Origin of the sequence: Pantoea phytostimulans (assembly GCF_046118715.1) — a bacterium.
Lineage (GTDB): Bacteria > Pseudomonadota > Gammaproteobacteria > Enterobacterales > Enterobacteriaceae > Pantoea > Pantoea phytostimulans.
The window spans coordinates 3,116,094-3,138,104 of the sequence record NZ_CP173698.1; the positions used below are offsets into that span (position 1 = coordinate 3,116,094).

22 protein-coding genes are annotated in these 22,011 nt (G+C 53.0%); 16 read left to right on the plus strand and 6 right to left on the minus strand.

From position 1 onward, the window contains the following. Positions 1–21 precede the first annotated feature (21 nt). Both ACF2G4_RS14590 and ACF2G4_RS14595 read right to left on the minus strand, forming a co-directional pair. Entirely contained in the window at positions 22–705 is a 684-nt protein-coding gene (locus ACF2G4_RS14590; protein ID WP_243079805.1) for a hypothetical protein, read from the minus strand. 76 nt (positions 706–781) lie between these two features. Next, the gene (locus ACF2G4_RS14595) at positions 782–1,492 is read right to left on the minus strand and encodes an autotransporter (protein WP_409075046.1); all 711 of its coding nucleotides are present in this window, start codon (positions 1,490–1,492) and stop codon (positions 782–784) included. A 139-nt stretch (positions 1,493–1,631) separates the two neighbouring features. Here ACF2G4_RS14595 and ACF2G4_RS14600 point away from each other — a divergent pair, with 139 nt between their 5' ends. From ACF2G4_RS14600 to ACF2G4_RS14640, 9 genes are all read left to right on the plus strand, one after another. Beyond that, positions 1,632–2,192: a DNA-3-methyladenine glycosylase I gene (locus ACF2G4_RS14600; protein ID WP_409075047.1), complete on the plus strand. Its 561-nt coding sequence runs from the start codon at positions 1,632–1,634 to the stop codon at positions 2,190–2,192. A gap of 116 nt (positions 2,193–2,308) precedes the next feature. Continuing rightward, positions 2,309–2,971 carry an OmpA family lipoprotein gene (locus ACF2G4_RS14605; protein WP_215848084.1) on the plus strand — a complete coding sequence of 221 codons (663 nt, stop codon included), beginning with the start codon at positions 2,309–2,311 and terminating at the stop codon, positions 2,969–2,971. 162 nt (positions 2,972–3,133) lie between these two features. Next, a complete protein-coding gene (locus ACF2G4_RS14610) occupies positions 3,134–4,123 on the plus strand; it encodes a LacI family DNA-binding transcriptional regulator (RefSeq protein WP_332624916.1) in 990 nt (329 codons plus the stop codon). A gap of 65 nt (positions 4,124–4,188) precedes the next feature. After that, the gene (locus ACF2G4_RS14615) at positions 4,189–5,214 is read left to right on the plus strand and encodes a LacI family DNA-binding transcriptional regulator (RefSeq protein ID WP_215848082.1); all 1,026 of its coding nucleotides are present in this window, start codon (positions 4,189–4,191) and stop codon (positions 5,212–5,214) included. Positions 5,215–5,352: 138 nt separating this feature from the next. Next, the gene (locus ACF2G4_RS14620) at positions 5,353–6,099 is read left to right on the plus strand and encodes a sugar phosphate isomerase/epimerase family protein (RefSeq protein ID WP_409075048.1); all 747 of its coding nucleotides are present in this window, start codon (positions 5,353–5,355) and stop codon (positions 6,097–6,099) included. A gap of 9 nt (positions 6,100–6,108) precedes the next feature. Next, entirely contained in the window at positions 6,109–7,062 is a 954-nt protein-coding gene (locus tag ACF2G4_RS14625; RefSeq protein WP_215848081.1) for a sugar kinase, read from the plus strand. Positions 7,063–7,097: 35 nt separating this feature from the next. Next, a complete protein-coding gene (locus ACF2G4_RS14630) occupies positions 7,098–8,378 on the plus strand; it encodes an MFS transporter (RefSeq protein ID WP_409075049.1) in 1,281 nt (426 codons plus the stop codon). A 72-nt stretch (positions 8,379–8,450) separates the two neighbouring features. Further along, the gene (ghrB, locus tag ACF2G4_RS14635) at positions 8,451–9,425 is read left to right on the plus strand and encodes a glyoxylate/hydroxypyruvate reductase GhrB (protein WP_243079799.1); all 975 of its coding nucleotides are present in this window, start codon (positions 8,451–8,453) and stop codon (positions 9,423–9,425) included. A gap of 81 nt (positions 9,426–9,506) precedes the next feature. Next, the gene (locus ACF2G4_RS14640) at positions 9,507–10,754 is read left to right on the plus strand and encodes a valine--pyruvate transaminase (protein ID WP_243079798.1); all 1,248 of its coding nucleotides are present in this window, start codon (positions 9,507–9,509) and stop codon (positions 10,752–10,754) included. On the opposite strand, the gene ACF2G4_RS14645 is transcribed toward ACF2G4_RS14640, so the two are convergent. After that, entirely contained in the window at positions 10,751–12,202 is a 1,452-nt protein-coding gene (locus ACF2G4_RS14645) for a PLP-dependent aminotransferase family protein (RefSeq protein WP_243079797.1), read from the minus strand. The genes ACF2G4_RS14640 and ACF2G4_RS14645 overlap by 4 nt on opposite strands. A gap of 239 nt (positions 12,203–12,441) precedes the next feature. On the opposite strand from ACF2G4_RS14645, the gene ACF2G4_RS14650 reads away from it, so the two are divergent. From ACF2G4_RS14650 to ACF2G4_RS14675, 6 genes are read left to right on the plus strand one after another with little or no spacing between them, the layout of a single operon-like run. Beyond that, positions 12,442–13,908, plus strand: a complete 1,467-nt coding sequence (locus ACF2G4_RS14650) for a hypothetical protein (RefSeq protein ID WP_409075050.1) — start codon at positions 12,442–12,444, stop codon at positions 13,906–13,908. An 18-nt stretch (positions 13,909–13,926) separates the two neighbouring features. Further along, the gene (locus ACF2G4_RS14655; RefSeq protein ID WP_409075051.1) at positions 13,927–15,201 is read left to right on the plus strand and encodes an acetyl-CoA carboxylase biotin carboxylase subunit family protein; all 1,275 of its coding nucleotides are present in this window, start codon (positions 13,927–13,929) and stop codon (positions 15,199–15,201) included. After that, positions 15,189–15,896 (plus strand): class II glutamine amidotransferase, encoded by a 708-nt coding sequence (locus tag ACF2G4_RS14660; protein ID WP_215848078.1) that lies wholly within the window; start codon positions 15,189–15,191, stop codon positions 15,894–15,896. Before ACF2G4_RS14655 ends, ACF2G4_RS14660 begins: the two co-directional genes overlap by 13 nt. Before the next feature lie 5 nt (positions 15,897–15,901). Continuing rightward, entirely contained in the window at positions 15,902–16,702 is an 801-nt protein-coding gene (locus ACF2G4_RS14665) for a 2OG-Fe(II) oxygenase (RefSeq protein ID WP_243079794.1), read from the plus strand. Positions 16,703–16,731: 29 nt separating this feature from the next. Beyond that, entirely contained in the window at positions 16,732–17,232 is a 501-nt protein-coding gene (locus ACF2G4_RS14670) for a YbaK/EbsC family protein (RefSeq protein ID WP_409075052.1), read from the plus strand. A gap of 21 nt (positions 17,233–17,253) precedes the next feature. Further along, on the plus strand, positions 17,254–18,165 hold the full coding sequence (locus tag ACF2G4_RS14675) for an EamA family transporter (protein WP_409075053.1): 912 nt from the start codon (positions 17,254–17,256) through the stop codon (positions 18,163–18,165). A gap of 87 nt (positions 18,166–18,252) precedes the next feature. Here the strand turns inward: ACF2G4_RS14675 and ibpA are convergent, their stop codons facing one another. Next, on the minus strand, positions 18,253–18,669 hold the full coding sequence (ibpA, locus tag ACF2G4_RS14680) for a small heat shock chaperone IbpA (RefSeq protein ID WP_215848074.1): 417 nt from the start codon (positions 18,667–18,669) through the stop codon (positions 18,253–18,255). A gap of 287 nt (positions 18,670–18,956) precedes the next feature. Between ibpA and ACF2G4_RS14685 the strand changes: the two genes are divergently transcribed. After that, positions 18,957–19,319: a YceK/YidQ family lipoprotein gene (locus ACF2G4_RS14685; protein ID WP_409075054.1), complete on the plus strand. Its 363-nt coding sequence runs from the start codon at positions 18,957–18,959 to the stop codon at positions 19,317–19,319. On the opposite strand, the gene ACF2G4_RS14690 is transcribed toward ACF2G4_RS14685, so the two are convergent. Both ACF2G4_RS14690 and ACF2G4_RS14695 read right to left on the minus strand, forming a co-directional pair. After that, a complete protein-coding gene (locus ACF2G4_RS14690) occupies positions 19,300–20,550 on the minus strand; it encodes a DUF3748 domain-containing protein (RefSeq protein ID WP_409075055.1) in 1,251 nt (416 codons plus the stop codon). The genes ACF2G4_RS14685 and ACF2G4_RS14690 overlap by 20 nt on opposite strands. Before the next feature lie 46 nt (positions 20,551–20,596). Then, positions 20,597–21,919, minus strand: a complete 1,323-nt coding sequence (locus ACF2G4_RS14695; RefSeq protein ID WP_243079790.1) for an MFS transporter — start codon at positions 21,917–21,919, stop codon at positions 20,597–20,599. Between the last annotated feature and the right edge of the window lie 92 nt (positions 21,920–22,011).

Below are 22,011 nucleotides of genomic sequence, written 5' to 3' on the forward strand. Positions count from 1 at the left end.
GCTCAAAAAGCGCTGAGGCGTTTAGGACGACGTGATGGGCGTCGCTTTGCTGCGATGAGAAGCCATGGGTTTTAAGACTGGCTCGCTAACTGCGGCTGTTACCGGGCGGGTTTGCCATAAATAACGTACCGACGCCAGCGTGCACAAACTGTATCCCAGCAATTCGGTGCCTTCTTCCGCCATATTTTTTACTACGCGGTTGTAGCCATCCATCATCATGTGTTCCCACAAATAATGCGTACCAAACAGGCGTGAAAACACCAGCACGACTAAAAAGCCGCTCGCCATTACCGGCCAACTGCGATTTTGCAGCAGATTCGCCAGACCTTGCAGAGTACGTTTCGGTGAGCGAATCGCAACGGCAAGGCAACCAGCCGTCACGGCCAGCGAAAACCATACCCAGCTCCCGTGATGAATAATGTCAAACAGGAAATCGAGTTCGCGAATCAGCATACAGCTGTAAAAGCCGCCGATCAGGGTTAAAGCGCCACGCTGCTCAGGGCGTTGGTACGCCGCAGCAAAGAACAACACGGCCACAATGGCCAGTAACGCTTCCTGGGTGGTTTCCGTTAAGGAGGTTTCATGCAGCGCATCATTCATCCAGGCAACGTCGATATAAATTGGCGCCACCATCAAAATAAGGAAAAGTGCTGCAAATATAAAAACGGCCATTTCACGGCCAATAATTGTCAAATTTTCACGCATAGTGTTACCAGTATTATGATTAGCGCGCTCATTATATTTCATTCAGCACGCGCGCCTTCTCATTTTATGCCGCACCTTAAAAGCTGGCGCTTACACCCAAGCTATAAATGAACTGTTCACCGGTATTCAGCGCATCGGTTTGAGAAAAAGAGGCGAAAGCCGCCAGATTATTGTTAAGCGGCATATGCGCCCCGACGCTGACGTCTACCCAATTCTCCTGACGATTGTTGGGATCGTCTTCAGCACGGTAATTAAGATTCTCCTCCACGAGCTGATGGCTGTAACTGAGCTGAGCCCAAGGCGTAATCCAGCCTAACTTTGAATCGACGCGCCAGCCAACACTCGCGACCTGATCGTGATTGGGCCGCTCACTGAAATCACATTGTGGGCAAGTGAGCGGGCGCTGATCAATAGCATATTGCGCCACCGGACCGGTCGTAAACGAGTGATTGATTGGCAAATCCCAGCCTGCACTAAAACGGGTGCCAAGCGGCGTTGCCCCAACGCTGCCGGGTTCGCTACGCAATGCCATTGGGATCGATGCCGGCGCATTGAGCGCTGCATCCCATAATCCTTGCTGCTCGTCGGTAAATTCCAATGGAGTGCGAGAGATTTTTTCCGCCAAAATGGTGTTGTAGTCGGGAGGGATGACCGTAGAACTTTGATTGTCATGCAGGGCAAAGTCGCCACCCCATGCAAAGGCGGGTTGAATGATCGCTAAAAGCAACGCACTACAAAAAAGCCGCACTGGATAGTGCTGGCCTGTACACGGACTTTTCTGCAACATGAATTCTCCAGGCGAGGCTGAAGGAATGATCGGGCGCTTTGATTAAAGGATCGTTATTGCGCCTGTCGTTTAACTATTAACCGATTGTCCCTAAGATCAAGGGTCTCGATAAAATTTTCCTACAATCAGGATTACTACGATGCAACGATGTGGCTGGGTAACACAGGATCCGCTCTATCTGGCGTACCACGATAAAGAGTGGGGAATCGCGCAAACTGACAAAAAAATGCTGTTTGAAATGTTATGTCTGGAAGGACAGCAAGCGGGATTGTCATGGATTACCGTGCTAAAAAAACGCGAAAATTATCGGGAAGCTTTTGGTCAGTTTGATCCGCAAATCGTGGCCTTAATGAATGAGGATGATATCGAGCAACTGCTGCTAAACAGCGGTATCATTCGCCATCGCGGCAAGATTTTAGCCATTATTACCAACGCGCGTGCTTATCTGGCAATGGAAGCAAAGGGTGAAGATTTTGCCCGTTTCGTCTGGGAATTTGTTGATAATGCGCCAATTGTTCATCATCACGCCGATTACCGCTTAGCGCCCACCACGTCAGAGCAGGCTATTGCGCTCTCCAAAGCCTTAAAAGCGCGTGGTTTTAAATTCATCGGCCCGACAATCTGTTATTCATTTATGCAGGCTTGCGGGCTGATTAACGATCATCAAACGACTTGTTTCTGCCATCCCGATAATCTTTAGCGGCCATTGTTTACAAAATAAGACTTTCCCTCACGCCTTTCCTCATCATTCCACGGCATAATCGATCCGTTTTAGAGGAGACATTTCTCCACTGTGAAGAGTGTAAAGGAACGAAAATGCAGAAAAATTTATTAGCGATCACCTTGTTACTGAGCGGCAGCCTGGCCCTGTCAGGCTGTACTACCAATCCTTATACCGGCGAATCTCAGGCGGGTAAATCAGGCATGGGTGCTGGCCTCGGTGCACTGGTTGGCGCGGGCGTAGGCGTGCTTTCATCATCGAAGAAAGATCGTGGTAAAGGCGCGTTGATTGGCGCTGCGGGTGGCGCAGCCTTGGGTGGCGGTGTCGGTTATTACATGGATGTACAGGAAGCCAAACTGCGCGACAAGATGCGCGGTACGGGCGTCAGCGTGACGCGTCAGGGTGATAACATCATGCTTAACATGCCAAACAATGTCACCTTTGATTCCAACAGCAGCAGCCTGAAAGCGGCGGGAACCAATACGCTGTCTGGCGTGGCAATGGTCCTGAAAGAGTATCCAAAAACGGCTGTTAACGTAGTGGGTTATACCGACAGTACCGGCACGCGTGCGCTGAATATGCGTTTATCGCAGCAGCGCGCTGAAAGCGTAGCCAGCACGTTGATTGGACAGGGCGTCGCGAATAATCGTTTACGTACTCAAGGTGCGGGACCGGACAATCCTATCGCCAGCAACAGCACGGAAGACGGAAAAGCCCAGAACCGTCGTGTAGAGATTACGTTGACGCCGCTTGGTTAATTGTGTCGCCCTCTTAACCGGGGGCGCACCGTTAATGTTCACCTTATTTTCCGACAACTTTGAGGAAAAAGTGCGCAATAAGTTCCAGTTAGGTGCCGATACATAGAGCCAGGTTAAACTTTATGCTAGCGTGATCTAAATCCGAACTGTGAGTAACGCATCATGTCGCTTAAAGCCATTGCTTCCCTATTAGGTCTTTCAGTGACAACCGTAAGCCGTGCTTTGAATGGTTACGAGGATGTGGCGCAGGAAACGCGTCAGCGCGTGGAAGAGGAAGCTCGCCGACGCGGCTATCGCCCTAATGCGGCGGCTCGTCACCTGAAAACAGGCCGCGCTAATGCGGTGGGTTTAGTGTATCCGGTCAGCGCGCCGCCATTGAGTGATGGCTTCTTCAGCGAGATATTACTGACGCTGGATCAGTGCCTCTCCCGCCATGAAATTGACTTACTCCTGCTCGCCAATAAGCCAAAAGAAAGCCAACCTACCTTAACGCGTATGCTGCGAAGCCGTGCGGTAGACGCCATTATCGTGACTCACACCACGCCGCAAGATCCGCGCTTACTGCAACTGCAACAAAAGGGCTTTAACTTTTTAGCCATGGGGCGCAGCGATTTACCACAAACCTATGCCTGGTTTGATGTGGATAACTACGCTGGTTCGCAGCTGGCGGTAAATCATTGCCTGAAAAATAATCTGCAACAGATTGCCTGGCTTGGCGGCAACGAACCCTGCACGTTTGTGCGCGACAGGCGTCAGGGTTATTTGGATGCTCTGGGCCAGATTCCACCGTTTGCTATGGCTGCGGTTGCGCCTTCGCGGCGATGCGGCTATCAGCAAACCTGCGCCTGGCTGGCGCAAGGCAAGCTGCCACAGGCCATCATTACCGATTGCAGTCCACTTGCGGAAGGCGCGGCGATGGCGCTCCAGCAAGCGGGCCGTTTGCAGGGCGACAATGCCGTCACGTTGATTGCCTGGGATGGTCTGCCGCGTGATGCGATTCTCGATCAGCCGATTATTGCTATCCGGCAGGCCTCGAACAATGAAATCGGTGAACGGGTCGCGGAGATGGTTTTATCTCTGCTTGATGGTGCGCCGTTAAACCAATTACAAACCCTTTGGCAGCCCTGGCTACAGTTGCAGGCCCACGCATAACGGTTTTTTGCGACCGGCTTCGGCTGTGCTAGTCTCTGCCTGATTCTTACTTAGCAGGGTATTTCATGAAAACCAGGCCGCCTCGCGCCACTATCAGCGATGTTGCTCACGCGGCACGAACCGGAAAAACCAGTGTTTCTCGCTATCTGAACGGTGAACAACATCTCCTTTCTGTGGATCTCAAGGCCCGCATTGAGCAGGCTATTGCTGACCTGAGCTACAGCCCAAGTCAGATGGCGCGCGGCCTAAAACGTGGCCGAACCCGGCTAATTGGTTTGATCATCGCCGATATCACCAACCCCTACTCTGTGGACGTGATGTGCGGCATTGAAGCGGCCTGTCGTGAATGTGGCTTCACCTTACTGATGTGTAACACCAATAACGAAGTGGATCTGGAGCAGCATTATTTGCAATTGCTCAGCAGTTATCAGGTGGAAGGCATTGTGGTCAATGCCGTTGGGATGCGTGAAGAAGTATTGAGTCGCCTGCAACAATCTTTGCTGCCGATGGTCCTGATTGACCGTAAAATTCCTGACTTTGCGTGTGATGTGGTTGGGCTGAATAATGCCGAAGCTGCTGAAACGGCGACGCGTCATTTGGTGGATAACGGTTATGACGCCTTGCTGTTTCTCAGCGAACCGCTAGGCAGCGTCAATACGCGTCGCGAGCGTTTGCAGGCATTTCGAAAAGTGCTCGCTGATTACCCGCATATACAGCATGAAAACGCTGAAGTGCCGCTGCATCAGCCCGCTGAAATGGATGCAGCCTTGAATGCTTTCTACCAGCGTCATGCGGGCAAGCGCAGTGCGGTGATGGCGGCTAACGGCGCGTTAACCCTGCAAGTCGCACGTGCTCTGCAACGCATTAATCTGCGTTGGGGCGATGAGATTGGCCTACTTGGTTTTGATGAACTGGAATGGGCCGCTTTAGCGGGTGTCGGCATCACGACCTTGAAACAGCCAACCTGGCAGATTGGTTATGCAGCGCTGGAGCGCTTAATCGCCCGTATTCAAAGCAACGATCTGCCGATCGTTGAACAGGTTTTTCCCGGTGAACTGATTATCCGCGGTTCAAGCCAGCGTTTGCCCTAATTTTTAAGACTCTTTCCCGCCACGCCGTGCTCACTTCGTGAGCACGATCATAATTTCAAGTTTTGCTTCTTTGCTTTGGAACCGGTTCCATCTAACGTTTTTATATTCGTTACGGGAATGTCCCCGCAGGAGCAAAACATGAAAGCAGAAATCATCGTCGTTACCGCCGCCTATGGGCATCAGCAGATCGCCGCACTGGGTGGTCAGTTAGCCTTATTGCCGATCATTCAACAGGCTGGTGCAGACGGTGTTGAAATCCGCCGCGAACTGTTTGATGACGCCACGCTGACTGATTTGCCTGCGCTGGCTAAAGCCATTGAGCAGCATCAGTTACGTACCAGCTATTCCGTACCCGATACGCTGTTTTGTGACGACGGCGGATTAAATCCTCAGCTGACGAACTACTTTGAAGAAGCGCAGCAGTTAAAGGCCCAGCGTTTGAAAATTGCATTGGGCAACTTCCAAACGCTGCCAACCGAGCAGCTGCGCGCACTTCTTGCCAGCAGCGATATCCAGCTGGCGGTAGAAAACGATCAAACTGAACAGGGCAAGCTGGCGCCGTCTCAGCGTTTTTTCGCTGCGGTCAGCGAAGCAGATTTACCCATTAGCATGACGTTCGATATGGCTAACTGGTGCTGGACACAAGAAAACGCCGAGCAAGCTGCCGCTGAGTTGGGTGCGTATGTCAGCTATATCCATGTTAAAGCGGCGGTCGCGCAAGGCGACAGCTTCCGCGCTATTGCGCTGGACGACGCGGATGAGAGTTGGCTGAACCTGTTGAAAAAGCTGCCAGAAAATGCACCGCGCGGTATTGAATTTCCGCTGGAAGGCGATGATTTGTTGGCCGTCACACGTCATTACGTGGCGCTACTGCGCAACGTTTAAGGAGTAAACATGACAACGCATCAAACCGGCATGCTTGACGTTGTGACCATCGGCGAAGCGATGGCAATGTTCGTTGCGCGTGAGACCGGCGATCTGGCCGCTGCTGAAACGTTTGTAAAACGCGCGGCTGGCGCAGAACTTAACGTGGCAATCGGTCTGGCGCGTCTCGGCTTGAAGGTCGGCTGGGTAAGCCGTGTCGGTGATGACACCTTTGGTCGTTTCATCTGCCAGCAACTTGATAAAGAAGGCATCGATCATCAGCAGGTAGCCTGTGATAAACGCTATCCGACCGGCTTTCAGCTTAAATCAAAAGTGGATGATGGTTCTGACCCGCTGGTGGAGTATTTTCGTAAAGGCTCGGCAGCCAGTCACCTTTCGGTGGAAGATTTTAATCACGACTATTTTGGCTCTGCGCGCCATCTCCATCTGAGCGGCGTGGCGGCGGCGATTTCTGACAGTTCATTAGCGCTGTTGAAACACACGGCAAAAGAGATGCGTGCACGCGGCAAAACGATCTCTTTCGATCCCAACCTGCGTCCCGTTTTATGGCGCAGTGAAAATGAAATGCGTAAGCAGCTTAACCATTTAGCGGAATATGCCGATTGGGTGCTGCCAGGTGAAAATGAAGGGCTGATTTTAACCGGCCATCGTCAACCGGAAGCTATCGCTGACTTCTACCTCGATAAAGGGGTGAAAGCGGTGGTGATCAAAACCGGCTGTGACGGCGCATGGTTTAAAACTGCGGAGGGCGAAAAAGGGCAGGTAGAAGCCATTTTGGTCGACAACGTGGTGGATACCGTCGGCGCTGGAGATGGTTTTGCGGTTGGCGTCATTAGCGCGCTGCTGGAAGGTAAAACGCTACCGCAGGCGATTCGCCGCGGTAACAAAATTGGTTCTTTGGCGATTCAGGTGATTGGCGACAGCGAAGGTTTGCCGACGCGTCAGCAACTGGGCGAATACTAACCTGCATCTCAATCGCTTTGACAGAGGGTTTTTCTATGAAAAAGCAGACAATTGCGCCTAAACGCTGGTGGTTCATCATGCCCATCGTGTTTATCACCTACAGTCTGGCGTACCTGGATCGTGCGAATTTTAGCTTTGCCTCTGCGGCAGGCATTAATGACGACCTGGGCATTACCAAAGGCATGTCATCGCTACTTGGCGCGCTGTTCTTCCTCGGCTACTTCTTTTTCCAGATCCCCGGCGCCATTTACGCTGAACGCCGTAGCGTGAAAAAACTGATTTTTTGGTGCCTGATTTTGTGGGGCGGCTGCGCCTCGCTGACCGGGGTAGTAAGCAACATTCCGATGCTGGCGGCCATTCGCTTTATACTTGGCGTGGTGGAAGCTGCGGTTATGCCTGCAATGCTGATTTACATCAGCAACTGGTTTACCAAGTCAGAACGTTCGCGGGCAAACACCTTTCTGATTTTAGGTAATCCGGTCACGGTACTGTGGATGTCGGTGGTTTCCGGTTATCTGATTGAATCGTTCGGCTGGCGCGAGATGTTTATCATTGAGGGTATTCCGGCGGTGATATGGGCCGTTGCCTGGTGGTTCCTGGTGCAAGATAAGCCGGCGCAGGCGCGCTGGATGAGTGAAGCGGAAAAAGCGGCCTTACAGGCTGAATTACAGAAAGAGCAAGAGAATATCAAAGCGGTACGTAACTACGGCGAAGCGTTCCGTAACCGCAACGTGATCATCCTGTGTTTGCAATACTTCGCCTGGAGCATCGGCGTGTATGGCTTCGTGCTGTGGCTACCGTCGATTCTGCGTAACGGTACGCAAATGGGCATGGTTGAAGCGGGTTGGTTGTCGGCGGTACCGTACCTGGCGGCGACCATTGCGATGGTGGTGGTCTCCTGGGCTTCGGATAAGACACAAAACCGTAAGCTGTTTGTTTGGCCGCTGCTGTTGATTGGTGCGCTGGCTTTCCTCGGTTCGTATCTGGTGGGTTCAGATAATTTCTGGCTCTCTTATGCGCTGTTAGTGATTGCGGGTGCTGCGATGTATGCCCCTTACGGTCCGTTCTTCGCCATTATCCCTGAAATGCTGCCTCGCAACGTATCGGGTGGCGCAATGGCGTTGATCAACAGCATGGGTGCACTCGGTTCCTTCCTGGGATCCTGGGTTGTCGGCTATCTTAATGGAGCGACCGGTAGCCCGTCAGCCTCCTACATTTTTATGGGCGGTGCCTTGTTGGTTTCAGTCTGGTTGACGTTAATCGTCAAACCAGCACAAAACAAAACGCCGCCGCTACATGGTGCGAAACACGCCTGAAAGCGTAAGCGCTAAGCGTATTTTTCCGGGCGACCTGTGTGTCGCCCGTCACTCATTTACAGGGAGCAATTGATGAAACCATCTGTGATTCTGTACAAAAGCCTGCCCGACGATTTACGCGCCCGCCTCGACGAACACTGCGCGGTGACTGAAATCAACGATCTGTCGCCAGAAAGCCAACAGCAATATGCAGACGCCTTGCAACAGGCAGAAGGTTTACTGGGATCTGGCGGCAAAGTGAATGGTGACTTACTGGCGAAAATGCCAAAACTGCGTGTCTGCTCCAGCGTTTCGGTGGGATATGACAACTTTGATGTCGATGCGTTGAATCAGCGTCACGTGGTGCTGATGCACACGCCGACCGTACTGACCGAAACCGTTGCCGATACCATGATGGCGCTGGTATTAAGCAGCGCCCGCCGCGTCACCGAGCTGGATGCGTGGGTGAAGGCAGGTAAATGGCAGCAAAGCATTGGCCCGGATCTGTTTGGCATTGATGTACACCACAAAACACTGGGAATTCTCGGCATGGGCCGCATCGGCATGGCGCTGGCGCAGCGTGCGCATTTTGGTTTTGGCATGAAGGTGCTCTATAACGCTCGCCGCGAACATGAAGAAGCGCAAACACGCTTTGACGCCCAGCGCTGCGATCTGGAAACGCTGCTGAAAGAGAGTGATTTTGTCTGTATCAGCCTGCCGTTGACCGAGCAGACGCACCATATGATTGGTGCTGAACAGCTTAAATTAATGAAATCGAGTGCGGTGCTGATTAATGCCGGACGTGGCCCGGTGGTGGATGAGAATGCGCTGATTGCTGCGTTACAGAACGGGACGATCCACGCTGCTGGTCTGGATGTGTTTGAGCAAGAACCGGTTTCGCCAGATTCGCCGCTGTTGAAACTGCCTAACGTCGTGACGCTGCCGCACATTGGTTCAGCCACCCACGAAACCCGCTACGGCATGATGCAGGATGCGGTGGAAAATTTGATCGCTGCACTGAGCGGCAACGTTGAGAAAAACTGCGTAAACCCGCAGGCGCTGAAGTAATCCGAGCGCCTTCCCATTGCGCCCGCCACTGGCGGGCGTTATGGTGGATCCCCCATTCGTTATTACAAATTTTTAACCGCTATGGCTTTTTCTCAATTCGGCGACAAATTTACACAAAATTCCGGTATCTCACGTTTGATGGAAGACATGGGCGCAGGCTTGCGCACGCCTGGCACCATCATGCTTGGCGGCGGTAATCCCGCGCAGATCCCGGCAATGAACGACTATTTTCAGCAACTGCTGCAACAGATGCACGATGAAGGCAAGCTGAGCGAAGCGCTCTGCAATTACGATGGCCCACGTGGTAAGGCTGTTTTGCTGGAAGCGCTGGCAGAACTGCTGCGCGAAAAGCTGGGCTGGCCCATCAGCGCAGAAAATATTGCGCTGACCAACGGCAGCCAAAGCGCTTTTTTCTATCTGTTTAATCTGTTCGCTGGACGTCGCGCCGATGGCAGCAAAAAGCGCGTGCTGTTCCCGCTGGCACCGGAATATCTCGGCTATGCTGATGCCGGGCTGGATGAAGGATTATTTGTCTCGGCGAAACCGAATATCGAACTGTTGCCAGCAGGCCAGTTTAAGTATCACGTCGATTTCGAACATCTCCCGATGAATGAGGATGTGGGACTGATTTGCGTCTCGCGTCCCACCAACCCAACCGGCAATGTTATTACCGACGAAGAGTTATTGAAGCTGGATGTACTGGCGCAGCAACACGATATTCCGCTGCTGATCGACAACGCTTATGGCGTGCCTTTTCCCGGCATTATCTTCAGCGATGCACGTCCGCTGTGGAATCCCAACATCATTCTCTGCATGAGTTTATCCAAGCTGGGTCTGCCGGGGGCGCGCTGCGGCATTATCATTGCCGACGAAAAAACCATCAGCGCGATTGGCAACATGAACGGCATTATTAGCCTGGCACCGGGCGGCATCGGCCCGGCCATTGCCTGTGAAATGATTCGTCGTGGCGATCTGCTGCGCGTGTCAGAAGAGGTGATCAAGCCGTTTTATCAGGATAAGGTTTCACAGACGATCACCATTATTCGCCGCTATTTATCGGAAGATCGCTGCCTGATCCATAAACCCGAAGGCGCGATTTTCCTCTGGCTTTGGTTCCGCGATTTGCCGATCAGCACGGAAACGCTTTATCAACGACTCAAAGCGCGTGGCGTACTGATGGTGCCAGGCCACTTCTTCTTCCCCGGGCTTGAACATGAATGGCCGCACACGCATCAGTGTATGCGTATGAACTATGTCCCGGATGCCAGCAATATCGAGCGTGCGATACAGATTCTGGCGGAAGAAGTAGAAGACGCCTGGCGCGATTAAACCTGCTTTTCAATCAACGATTGTTGGCACCATTGTGCCAGCTGACGAATGGCTTGCTCGACTTCGGCGTTCCAGCCGAAGCCGGCATTCAGCCGAAAGCAGTGATCGTAGCGGTCATCGGTGGCGAAAATATGCCCCGGCGCAATGCCAATGCCCGCATTGCGCGCTTTTAAAAACAGTGCTCGCACATTTAAGGCGTTAACCGGCATCTCTACCCACAAGACATAACCGCCTTCTGGCTCAGAAACGCGCGTGCCAACCGGAAACTCGCGTAGCACCGACTGACGCATTTTGCTGATTTGTGATGAAAGCTCACGTCGCAGCTTGCGCAGGTGCGCATCGTAGCCGCCGCTGCGCAGCAGTTCTGCAACCGCCGCCTGCGACAGCACTGACGTGCCCATGGTGGAGGTATATTTCAGCGAGGCAATTTTGCGCATGAAATTCACGCTGTGAACCCAGCCGATGCGGATCCCCGGCGCCACGGTTTTCGAGAAGCCGCTGCACAAAATGACATTCGGGCTAAAGGCCCGCATGGGAAAGGGCCGGCGTTCACCAAACGCGGTATCACCAAAAATATCATCCTCAATGATCACCACATCATTTTCGTCGGCCTGGCGCGCAATGTACGCTTTCTGTTCGTTGGGAATGCTTTTTCCCAATGGGTTGTTGATGTTGCAGAGCGTAAGAAACGCTTTTACTGCTTTACGGCGAAACAGACCCGTTAACTTTTCTACGTTAACGTAGCCTTCTGGCCCGGCTTCGACTTCAATCACTCGCAGATCGAGATTACGCAGCATCTGCAATAAGACGAAATAGCAGGGCGATTCCACCGCCACGATATCGCCGGGTTTGACGGTTGCACGCAGCGACAGTGAAATCGCTTCGATGCAGCCGTTGGTGATCAGAATATCATCCGTGTTGATGTTGCAGCCGTAATCGACCGCCCGACGGGCGATCTCGGTTTTCAGCGGCGCGTAGCCGGTGCCTTTTACCGTGTTACCCAACAGCGCCGGTTTGCTGTAACCCATCTGGCGCATCAGCAAGCCAATTTTCTTCACGGGATAGAGCGCGCTGTCACCGTTCGCCAAATCAAGGCGTACGCGGCAATCTGAGCCGACCATCGCCAGATGCAGCTCAGTTTGCTCATCCAGCGGGGCGACTTCACGCGGCTGCTCACCCAGCGTTACCCGGGAATGCTTCTCCAGCAGACGGGGTGCAACAAAAAAGCCCGACTTCGGGCGTGCTACCGCGTAGTGCTCATCCTCCAGCGTGCGTAATGTTTTCAACGCCGTCGTCAGGCTGACATTATATTGCGTGGCCAGCGTGCGTACCGACGGTAAGCGGCTGTCTGGCAGCAGCGTGCCCGCATGAATAGCCTGCTTGATCTGTTCTGCTATCTGGCGGTAACGACTGCTTTGACTCTCCTGCTCCCCGATAACATCCGCCATCTGTTCCACCCCATATCGTGCTGATCTGTGCATATTCAACAGAGTACATTCAAAGTACTTTAGGCTGCATCTCTTAATTATTCATGATGCAAGACGGGTATTTCTCCGAGGCTGGCTTGCGTCTAACGCTCTCAATGACCGAGACATTTATTAGCTAACCACGCCGTGGCGTTTTCTAGTGGAATCAATTCTTTCCACGTCGTTCATGCGATTTTATTAGCCAAAGGAAAAAGTGAAAAATGAATAATTTGTCCACCATGATGAGGGAAATTGAAGCCTTTCTTTCGCCCGCAATCATCGACTCTGCTAATCGTTGCTCAACACGTTTACTTGCGGCTTTGCCGGACACACAACAGCTTGATAATAACCGCGTGCTGCTCGCCTACGGCGGCGGCAAAGACAGTAGCTATATGGTCGCCTACGTTCGATACATTCAAGGTCTTATCTGGCAGCAGCAGGGCAACACCTTTCGCCTACGCATTAGCACCAACCGCCATGCGGCGATGAGCGACAGCGTGATGGAAAATATCGATCGCGTTTATCAATCACTGGCTATTCCGGGTGATGAATTCACCGAATGTCTGGTGGTTGATGGCTTACAGATTCGTCCGTTCGAGCGGCATTTGCCGATGCCGGACAGCGTCCGCCAGCAAAATCGCAACGATGTGCTGATGAATGGCCACCGCTTTCGCGCAGATGCGCGTTCCACTTTTTGCAATGCCTGCAACCTCAGCATGGTCAACTCCTTTGGGCTGGCAGCCGATTACAACGGCGGCGTTGATGTGATCATCACCGGCGATTCGCCACAGGAACAAACATCCTACGTTGCCTGGGCGCGCCACCTTTCTCGCCTGTTTGATGCGCCCGTTGCGGATAAAAGCCGCGGCTTTAGTGGCTTTCTGCAAACGCTGGATGGCGTAGCCGACCGCTATTTTTCTGATATTTATGGTGCCGATCAGGTCACGCCCGCCCACCGTATTACGCATCAGTTGGCGCGCGATCCGCTGTTTTTCAACATCTATGAAGATACCGCTTATGAAGCGGGTGCGCATTGGGCACTGCTTAATGACTTTATGCGCTTTCGTTTTGACGACCTGATGTTCAGCTTCTCTGAATCGGACTGCGGCAACCCAACCTTAATGGCGCATATTCGCGGCCTGCGAGCAGAAACGCTGTTGCAAAGAAACTATGCCGAAGGCATTCGGGAATATGTGCGCTTTGCGCTTGGCTTGATGGTGCAAAAAGATTTTCCACCGCAGCTCATCGATGAGATGGCGGCGCGTTATCAGGATGATGCAGCCATTGAGCGCCAGCGCCAGCGTGCAGCCCAGTTCGCTGAACAGGCGTTCGATTTAGATGAAACACAGCTGATTTGCATGATTTATTCTCCGTTCATTGAGGAAGGAAAACAGCTCAACAGCTGGCTGACACAGCAAAATATTGCACTGGATGAAACGGCGATTCGCGATTTTCTTAGCCAGCGCAGTGACGATATGACGCTGGCTCACTCGTTATCCCAGCTTTCCGGTATGACGATGGCGCAAATGCGTCATTGTTGGCAGAGCAAACAGGTCAGTTCGTTGCTGGACGGCAAAAGTGCCGATCCGCTGTCGCGCGTGCTGCGTTTTGATCCGCATAAAGCGGTGATACAGGTCAATAACGGCGTGCTTCAGGACACCGTGACCGAAGTGATCTCCGGGCGCTAATCCCGGTAAGGCAGAGCGATGAGAAAGATTTTCCTGCAGATTGGTGCCACCCGCGATGGACAAAATCCTTATTGCGACGTCGCGAAGCGCGAAGGTTATTTTACCGTGCTGGCAGAGATGGGCGATTTTGTTGATTACCAGTCGCTTAGCTTGTCACTACCGTTCGATCTGATTTTACGTCTCGATCGGCCCGAAAACCCGTGGGATGTGATGCAGGCTTATATGCGCGCCGGGATGTTGGAACACCCGCACGTGGTGCTGGCCGGGTTTGAAGCCTACAACACCAGCGCCGGTCGGGTGCGCGAAATGCTGGCTGGCCCCGATGCGCCCGCAGCCTTTATTCCGTTGGATAAATATGCGCAGCGCATGGCGTTAAAAAAAGCCTGGTCACGCTTTCCACAGCCGGAATTTCGTTTCTTCGCTTCGCCACTCAGCATTCTTGATGCGCAAGATGCGCTGCTTTACCCCTGTGTGATCAAGCCTGTAGATGGTGGCGGGGGTTTAGGCATTTGGTTAATTGAAGAGGAAAGCCAACTCGCAGCGGTGGTAAACAAACTGGTGGAAACCATGAATTACGGCGGTCGTGGCTTTACCGGTTTTATTGTCGAAAGCTGGCTGCCGGGCGATGAGTATTCACTGCAAGGTGTGGTGCATAAAGGTCATCCGCAAGCGCTGACCTGCTGCCAAAAGGTGATTGAGCAGCATCGTGATGCTGAAGGTTGCGTCAGTTTCTACGAGTCGGGCCATGTTGCCGCATCCGCCGAACACTTACCGTCTTCGTTTTCCAGCCTGATGAAATTCTGCTGTGAAACCTTTGATTACCGGCAAGGCGCATTTCATATCGATTTCATCGTAGTGGATGGCGTGCCACATTTTTTGGAAATGGGCTTTCGCCTTTCCGGCATGGGTGTGGTGAATTTGGTGCAGGAAGTCACCGGCATTAACTGGGCCGAGATCGCTTTTCAAATTGAAGCCGGTAAACCGATGCCTGCGCTGGAATTTGCGTCACCTCATGCCGTAGGTCAGCTGCGCTTGCGGCAAAGTGAACAGCTGCAGACAGCAGAAACCTGGATCGCGCAGCATCAGCAGGGCGTATTGCTGCCGCCACTTAATCTGCCTGCGTTGCAGGTATCGCAGCGATCGTCGCTGTATGCCGATTTAACCCGCCACGCCGGTATTCTCGCCACCTTCCGCCTGACAACCGGCGGGCGTGACGACATTTTGGCGATATTTAATCAGATCATTACTTCGCAAACAGCCAGCATAGGGAGAAATTTATTATGTGCAGGATGATTCTGGCGCACGGCCAGTTTGACCCCGCTACTGTACTGGAAGCTGCGCGTGCTATGAGTTGTGGCGAAAGCGCCGAACACGACGGGCCGATAAAAGCACATCCCAACGGGTGGGGCTGTTTGTGGCTGGAAGAGGGGCAGATTCGTACTTTGCACGGCACCGATACCTTTGCCGAAGCGCTGCCGGGTATTGATATTGATCGACTACGCGGGCGTTTTTTAGCGGTACATGTACGCCATGCAACGTTGACCAAAAATCACGGACTGGAATTTTCACATCCGCTGTGGCGCAACAGTGCTGGCAACCATTGGTACATGATGCACAACGGATTTTTGCCCACGGTTTACCGCCATCTTGGCTTAACGGAGTCGCGTTTTGACTCGGCAGAATATTTGCAATATTTGGTTGATAAGGTCACACCAGCCGATTTCAACCGCGATTACCTGCGCAGCAAAATGGCACAAGTCGCGCCGGGCGGCAGCGCAGGCAATGCCTTTGTCGTCACCCGGGAAAAAGCCTGGGCGTGGCAATGGTATCCAGAAGACACACCCTATCCTGACTATTTTACGATGCATTACCGTCAACAGGACGGCTGCACATTTATCTCTTCAGAACCGGTTTCAACACTGGGCAGTGCCGACACCTGGCGGCGCATGAGCAATCATGAACTTCATGAGATTCCTTTGTGGGAGTAAACAACATGGCCATTTTTAATCAGATCCGCGTCATCAATCCCAACATGTTCGTTGAAACGACCTGGCTGGATGACATCGTTACTGCGCGTGTGCCTTTGCTGGTGCTGCGTAATTTCATCACGCCAGAAGTGCGCGAAGCGGTGGTCGATGATTTGCAATCGTGTCGCGAAAAGATCCGCGTCTCCCACTACCCCAACGGGGCACTTACAACGCTGGGACCGTATCTGGCAAAACATACTGCTGCGCCGGATAACTACTTTACCGAGCTGCGCGATATTCAGCCGTCGCTGCCGCCGTCACTGAGTTGCTTGCGCGCGCAGATTTACAACTGGGTGCAACATACGCTCAAGCTCGACAGTTTGCGGATTGCGCATGAACCAGGAAAGGGTGATTACGCGGGTTCCATCGTGCGCTTTCATGCCAATGGTGTCGCGAATCCGCTGCATAACGACAACATCGTACGCGATGCCGCAGAGACTGATCTGGTGGTAACTCAGATTCTGCATCAGCTGAGTTGTGTGGTGTGCCTTCAGGAATCGAATGCCGGCGGGACGCTGCGTATCTACAACAAGAAGTGGTCACCGGAAGATGAGCGTTTCAAAACCGCTGGAGAGCTGGGCTATCAAAGTGGCGTGACGGACAGCAGCGAAACCTGTGAATTTTCGCCGCGCAGTGGAGATATCTATCTGTTTAATCCGGCGTTTTACCATGAAATCGATCGCGTCGAAGGCGATACCCGCATCACCATGGGTTTCTTCTTTGGTCTGACTGACAAAAAAATGAAGCATGCCATTGCCTGGAGTTAATTCAGGGGCCCGTCAATGAGGAAAACCGAATGACAGTATTTGAAAAAATCACAGCATTACTGGATGAGCATCAGGCGGATTACCGTGTGGTAGAGCATGACGCGATCGGTCAGACCGATGTCATCAGCGAGATTCGTGGTAACGCGTTGAACCAGGCAGCAAAAGCGATGTTATTGGAAGTCACCATGCCGGAAGGCGCGGATTCGCGCTACCTGTTAGCGATTGTGCCGGGCGACTGCAAGATCAACTTTAAAAGCGCGGCGCGGGCGATTGGCGGCAAGAAGTCGAGCTTCGCTACGCCAGAGATGGCGCAGGCGCTGACCCAGTGCGTAATGGGGGCGGTGCCGCCGTTTAGTTTTGATGAACGACTGGCGCTCCGCGTGGACGCGCGGCTACAGGAGGTGGGCACGTTGTGGTTTAACGCCGGTGCACTGGAAAAATCGATCGCGTTGGCGGTAGCAGACTATTTTCATATTGTGGGTGAACACTGCTGTGCAGAGATTGCCACGCCGATGGCGATCACCGCCTGACGGCAGCAGAAGGAGGACGTGATGTCCGTAAAAGATATGCTGTTAGCACTTTGCGTGGTGGTGGCGTGGGGCGTGAACTTTGTGGTGATTAAACTGGGGCTGCAGGGAATGCCGCCTTTCTTACTGGCAGGGTTACGTTTTGCCTTGGTCGCATTTCCAGCGATTTTCTTTGTGCGTCGTCCGGCGATCCCGCTGCGCTGGCTGGTGGTGTATGGCATCACCATCAGTTTTGGTCAATTTGCGTTTTTGTTTTTGGCGATCAAGTTGGGCATGCCGGCTGGCCTGGCGTCGCTGGTCTTGCAGGCGCAAGCCTTCTTCACCATTCTGCTCGGCGCATTGCTGTTAGCCGAGAAACTGCGCTGGAATCACATCGCCGGGATTATCATCGCTACGCTGGGCATGTTTATGTTGGCGACTGCAGGTATGAAGGGGCAAGCCACCGCAGGCATTACGTTAACCACCATGATGCTGACGCTGGCCGCCGCGCTGTCGTGGGGTTTGGGGAACATTACCAACAAAATCATTATGCGTAACCGCAAGGTGCCGATCATGTCGCTGGTGATCTGGAGCGCGCTGGTGCCGATCGGACCGTTTTTTGCCTGCGCGTTTCTGTTTGAAGGCAAAGAGGCCATTGTTTTCAGTCTGCTGCATATCACCTTGCAAACTGTGCTGGCGCTGATTTATCTGGCTTTCGTCGCCACCATTGTCGGTTATGCGATTTGGGGCAATTTGCTCAGCCGTTATGAAACCTGGCGTGTCGCACCCCTTTCGCTGTTGGTGCCGGTGGTGGGTATATTAAGCGCGGCGCTGTTTCTCAATGAAACCCTCTCTGCACAGCAAATGCTGGGCGCTTCGGTGATCATCGTTGGGCTGTTGGTGAATGTGTTTGGCGGTATGGTGACGCAACGATTTCTGATGCGTACACACCCTTAAGCAATAAAAAACGCCGCATCGCTGCGGCGTTTAACTCATCGACTTTCTGTACCTGCGTAACGTCGCGTAAACGTGCGGCAGGGATTATTATTTCAGAATTTCAATGCGGCGTGGTTTCGCCTCTTCTGGAACGATGCGCTCCAAATCAATGCTTAACAGACCATTTTCAAGCCGTGCATCGCGCACGACGATGTGGTCAGCCAGTTGAAATTTACGTTCAAAATTACGCTCGGCGATGCCTTGATAAAGATATTTACGCTCGACCTGCTCTTCAGGATGCGCACCGCGCACAATCAGCATATTGTCTTGTGACGTAATATCCAGTTCGCTTTGTGCAAAGCCCGCGACCGCAATAGTGATGCGATAGTGATTTTCATCCACCAGTTCAACGTTGTACGGAGGATAACCGCCGTTGCTCTGGTTTTGGTTTGATTCGAGCAAGTTAAACAGGCGATCAAAACCGATAGAGGTGCGATAAAGTGGAGAGAGATCAAAATTCCGCATAATAAGACTCCTGAAATTCAGCAAGTTTTGGCAACCTTCCACTATTGGACAGGTTGTTCCGGTCTGCGGCGTCCCTTTCGGCGACACCCTGCATGACCGTGATATAAAAATGGGTGCCAGCCAGCGACTTTCAAGGCCCCAAAAGCAATTTTTTTCGCCAATCTGGTGAAATGACATACACTCAGGAATACCTTTGTCTGACCAAGGCGGACTTCACCGTAGAGTGATGACGTAGTCAGGCGAGCCAACTCAGTCAGGCGAATACCACGACTGAAGGGATGATGGAAATGAAAATAATGAAAACCTTACCGCTGGCAGGCATTGTCTGCTGCGCTATGGCGACAACAGGCTGTTCCAGCGTCATGTCACACACTGGCGCAAGCCAGGGTTATTATCCCGGCACGCGCGCCAGCGCTGATATGTTAGTGGATGACAACACCAGCTGGGCATTGAAGCCGCTGGCATTGGTTGATCTGCCGTTCTCAGCAGTGATGGATACGCTACTGCTGCCGTGGGATTATTATCGCAACGACCACGATCAATCTCTCGATTCCCCACGTGCTCGCGTTTTGCGGAGCGAAAAGCTGGCACATACGCAAGAGAATCTGGCTCAGGCGCAGCCGATGCCAACTATTCAGCCGCAACCTTAAACAGCTGACGCCAACCATTCACTTCACGCATATAAGCGATCTGTTTTCCGTCAGGTGACCACACAACGGCGTCGCCGGACGGCGCTTCATCGCGTTGAATGGTTAAGCGCTGGCAATCACCGCTCGACACGTCGCAGCGCATCACACTGTTATCACACACAAATGCAATCGCCTTGCCCTCGGGGTGCCAGCTGAACGCTGACTGAATGCTGCTCGCCAGTTGGGTGATCTGCCGTGGCTCGCCACCGTTAGGCGAAACGCTCCATAACTGGATTACGCCTTGTCGATCTGCTTTTAAAAACGCGATAGCGCTGCCATCGGATGACGCACGCAACCAATGGCGTGGCTGCTGCGCCAAACCGCTAAAGGTGACGCGGCGCTGCGTGACGCCAGCGGGCGGTGCAGGCAAACAATCATTGCGGCCTTCCAGCGGTGTATCGCCAGCGCGGGCGTAATCTTCAAGCGCATCGGGTAGATCAACCACAAAAATGTCCGGCTGTTTATCCCCTTGCGGCGAGAGCGTGTCGCCAATAAAGGCGATCGCCCACCGTTGTTGGCGTCCATCCGGCTTTATATAGCCTTGATTGCCAATCCAGCACTCTTCGTAGGCACGATTAATGTCATCGCTGCCCGGTTTAGGCTGCGCCGTGGTGGCGCTCACCAACACACAGAAATGGCTGCCATCATATTCACGTGGATGTTGTTTAGGTGGCGTGACCGCATGCAATGGCACAGCAATGCCGACATTGCGCAGATCCTGGCGCGTATCCCATTCATGCATCACATGGTCGTTATAGGTAAAGCTAAGGCGCGAGCCATCTGGGCTGAAAACGTGAACGTGAGAGCCGCCACGCAGCGCGCCGGCCGTAAACGGCGGCGTAATATCGCAGGCATCAAGATTCTGCGCTTCACCGTTTTGCACAATAACGCCGCGGCGATGGTGAAAATCGTAATGCCAGCTTTCGTCAGGATGTTCCGGGCCGTGAATGCAAACGTAGCGGGGCGGCAAATCTGGACTGACGGTGACGACGCCAACATACGCCCCCTCTTTTGCCTGATACACCACCTCGACATCGCCACTTTCTACATTGACACGCTCAAGGGTTTCACCGGTAAATGACGCGCCTGAAGGACGTACATCAAAGGCCAGCCATTGGCTGTCTGCGGTCCAGACGTTGATATTAGTGAGTTGGTGATGACGTGAAGCAAAGGTAAGTTGTTTTTCGCGCATGTGGGCAACCTGATCAGAGAGTTGCCCACACGCTACGCCAAATGCGTTAAAGATGCAGCTTCGAATTTACCGCTTTGGCAGGGGCTTCGTGTCCTTCAATGGCCTTTTTTCTGCCCATCACCAAACCCAATATGCCGCCTAAAATCAGCGCGGCTGCCACAATTAACAAGCCATCGTTGTAGCTGTTGGTTGCGTCTTTTATGCGACCCATAATCGGGGGAAAGCCCAAGCCAGCAATGTTCGCGACTGCATTGATTAAGGCGATAGAGGCGGCACCGGCTACGCCAGAAATGGTTTCGGTAGTGACCGCCCAAAATACCGGCGTGATTGCCCAGTTCAGTCCCACCATCAACACCAGCAACAGGTAAGCTATCCACTGTTGCGAAACCGCCATCGCGGCCAACAGCAGCAAGCCGGAAGCCATCAGCGGCAGCCCTAAATGGCGTGCGCGTTCGCCGGTACGGTCAGAATGTCGGCCATTGAAATACATAAAAATACAGGCAAACAGAAACGGCACCGCCGACAGTAAACTCACCATCAGATTGCTGCGATCTTCCGCTACGCCTTTAACAATCAGCGGCAGGAACAGCGTGACGCCGATGGTGCCAAATGCCTGCAGCAGCCACAGCAAACTCAGCGCCCAGACACGACCGCTTTTTAATGCCACGCGCCAGTTGTGATGATGAATAGCGGAGTGCTGTTCGTCGCGGGCGATAGTTTGTGCCAGCCAGTTTCGCTGTTCAGCAGTGAGCCAGCGCGCTTTTGCCGGAGAATCGTCGAGATAAAACCAGGTCACAATGCCGAGGAAGAAGGCGGGAATCCCTTCCAGCAGGAACAACCAGCGCCAACCCTCGACGCCCAGCATTCCGTGCATATTCAGCAAACTACCGGAAAGCGGCAGACCAATTACCGAGGCCAGCGCGGCGCCAATGTAAAACATCGACATGGCGCGAGCGCGGTCGCTGCGCGGATACCAGCAGGAGAGGTAATAAATGATGCCGGGCGTAAAACCCGCTTCCGCCGCACCGAGCAGAAAGCGCATCACATAGAGCTGGGTTGGCGTCTGCACCAGGCTCATACCCGCAGCAATAATGCCCCAGCTCACCATGATGCGCGCAATCCAGCGGCGGGCACCAACGCGCGTCAGCAACACGTTGCTTGGCACTTCAAAGATGATGTAAGTGACGTAAAAAATCCCGGCGGCAATGCCGTACATTTCGGCTGTCATCGCCAGGTCGGCGTTCATCTGTAGCGCAGCGACTGAGATGTTGGCGCGGTCAATATAGGCGATCAGATAGAGCAACATGATGAACGGCATGATGCGTAAATTCATTTTTTTGACGGTGCTGAGGTGCAGATGTTGTGTCATCGGAATGTCCTCACGTAGGGTGCAGCTGGCCTGGATTCCACGCTAGCGCGGAACCACAGAGATTTTTTTAGTTATGCAGAGGGTTGAATTAA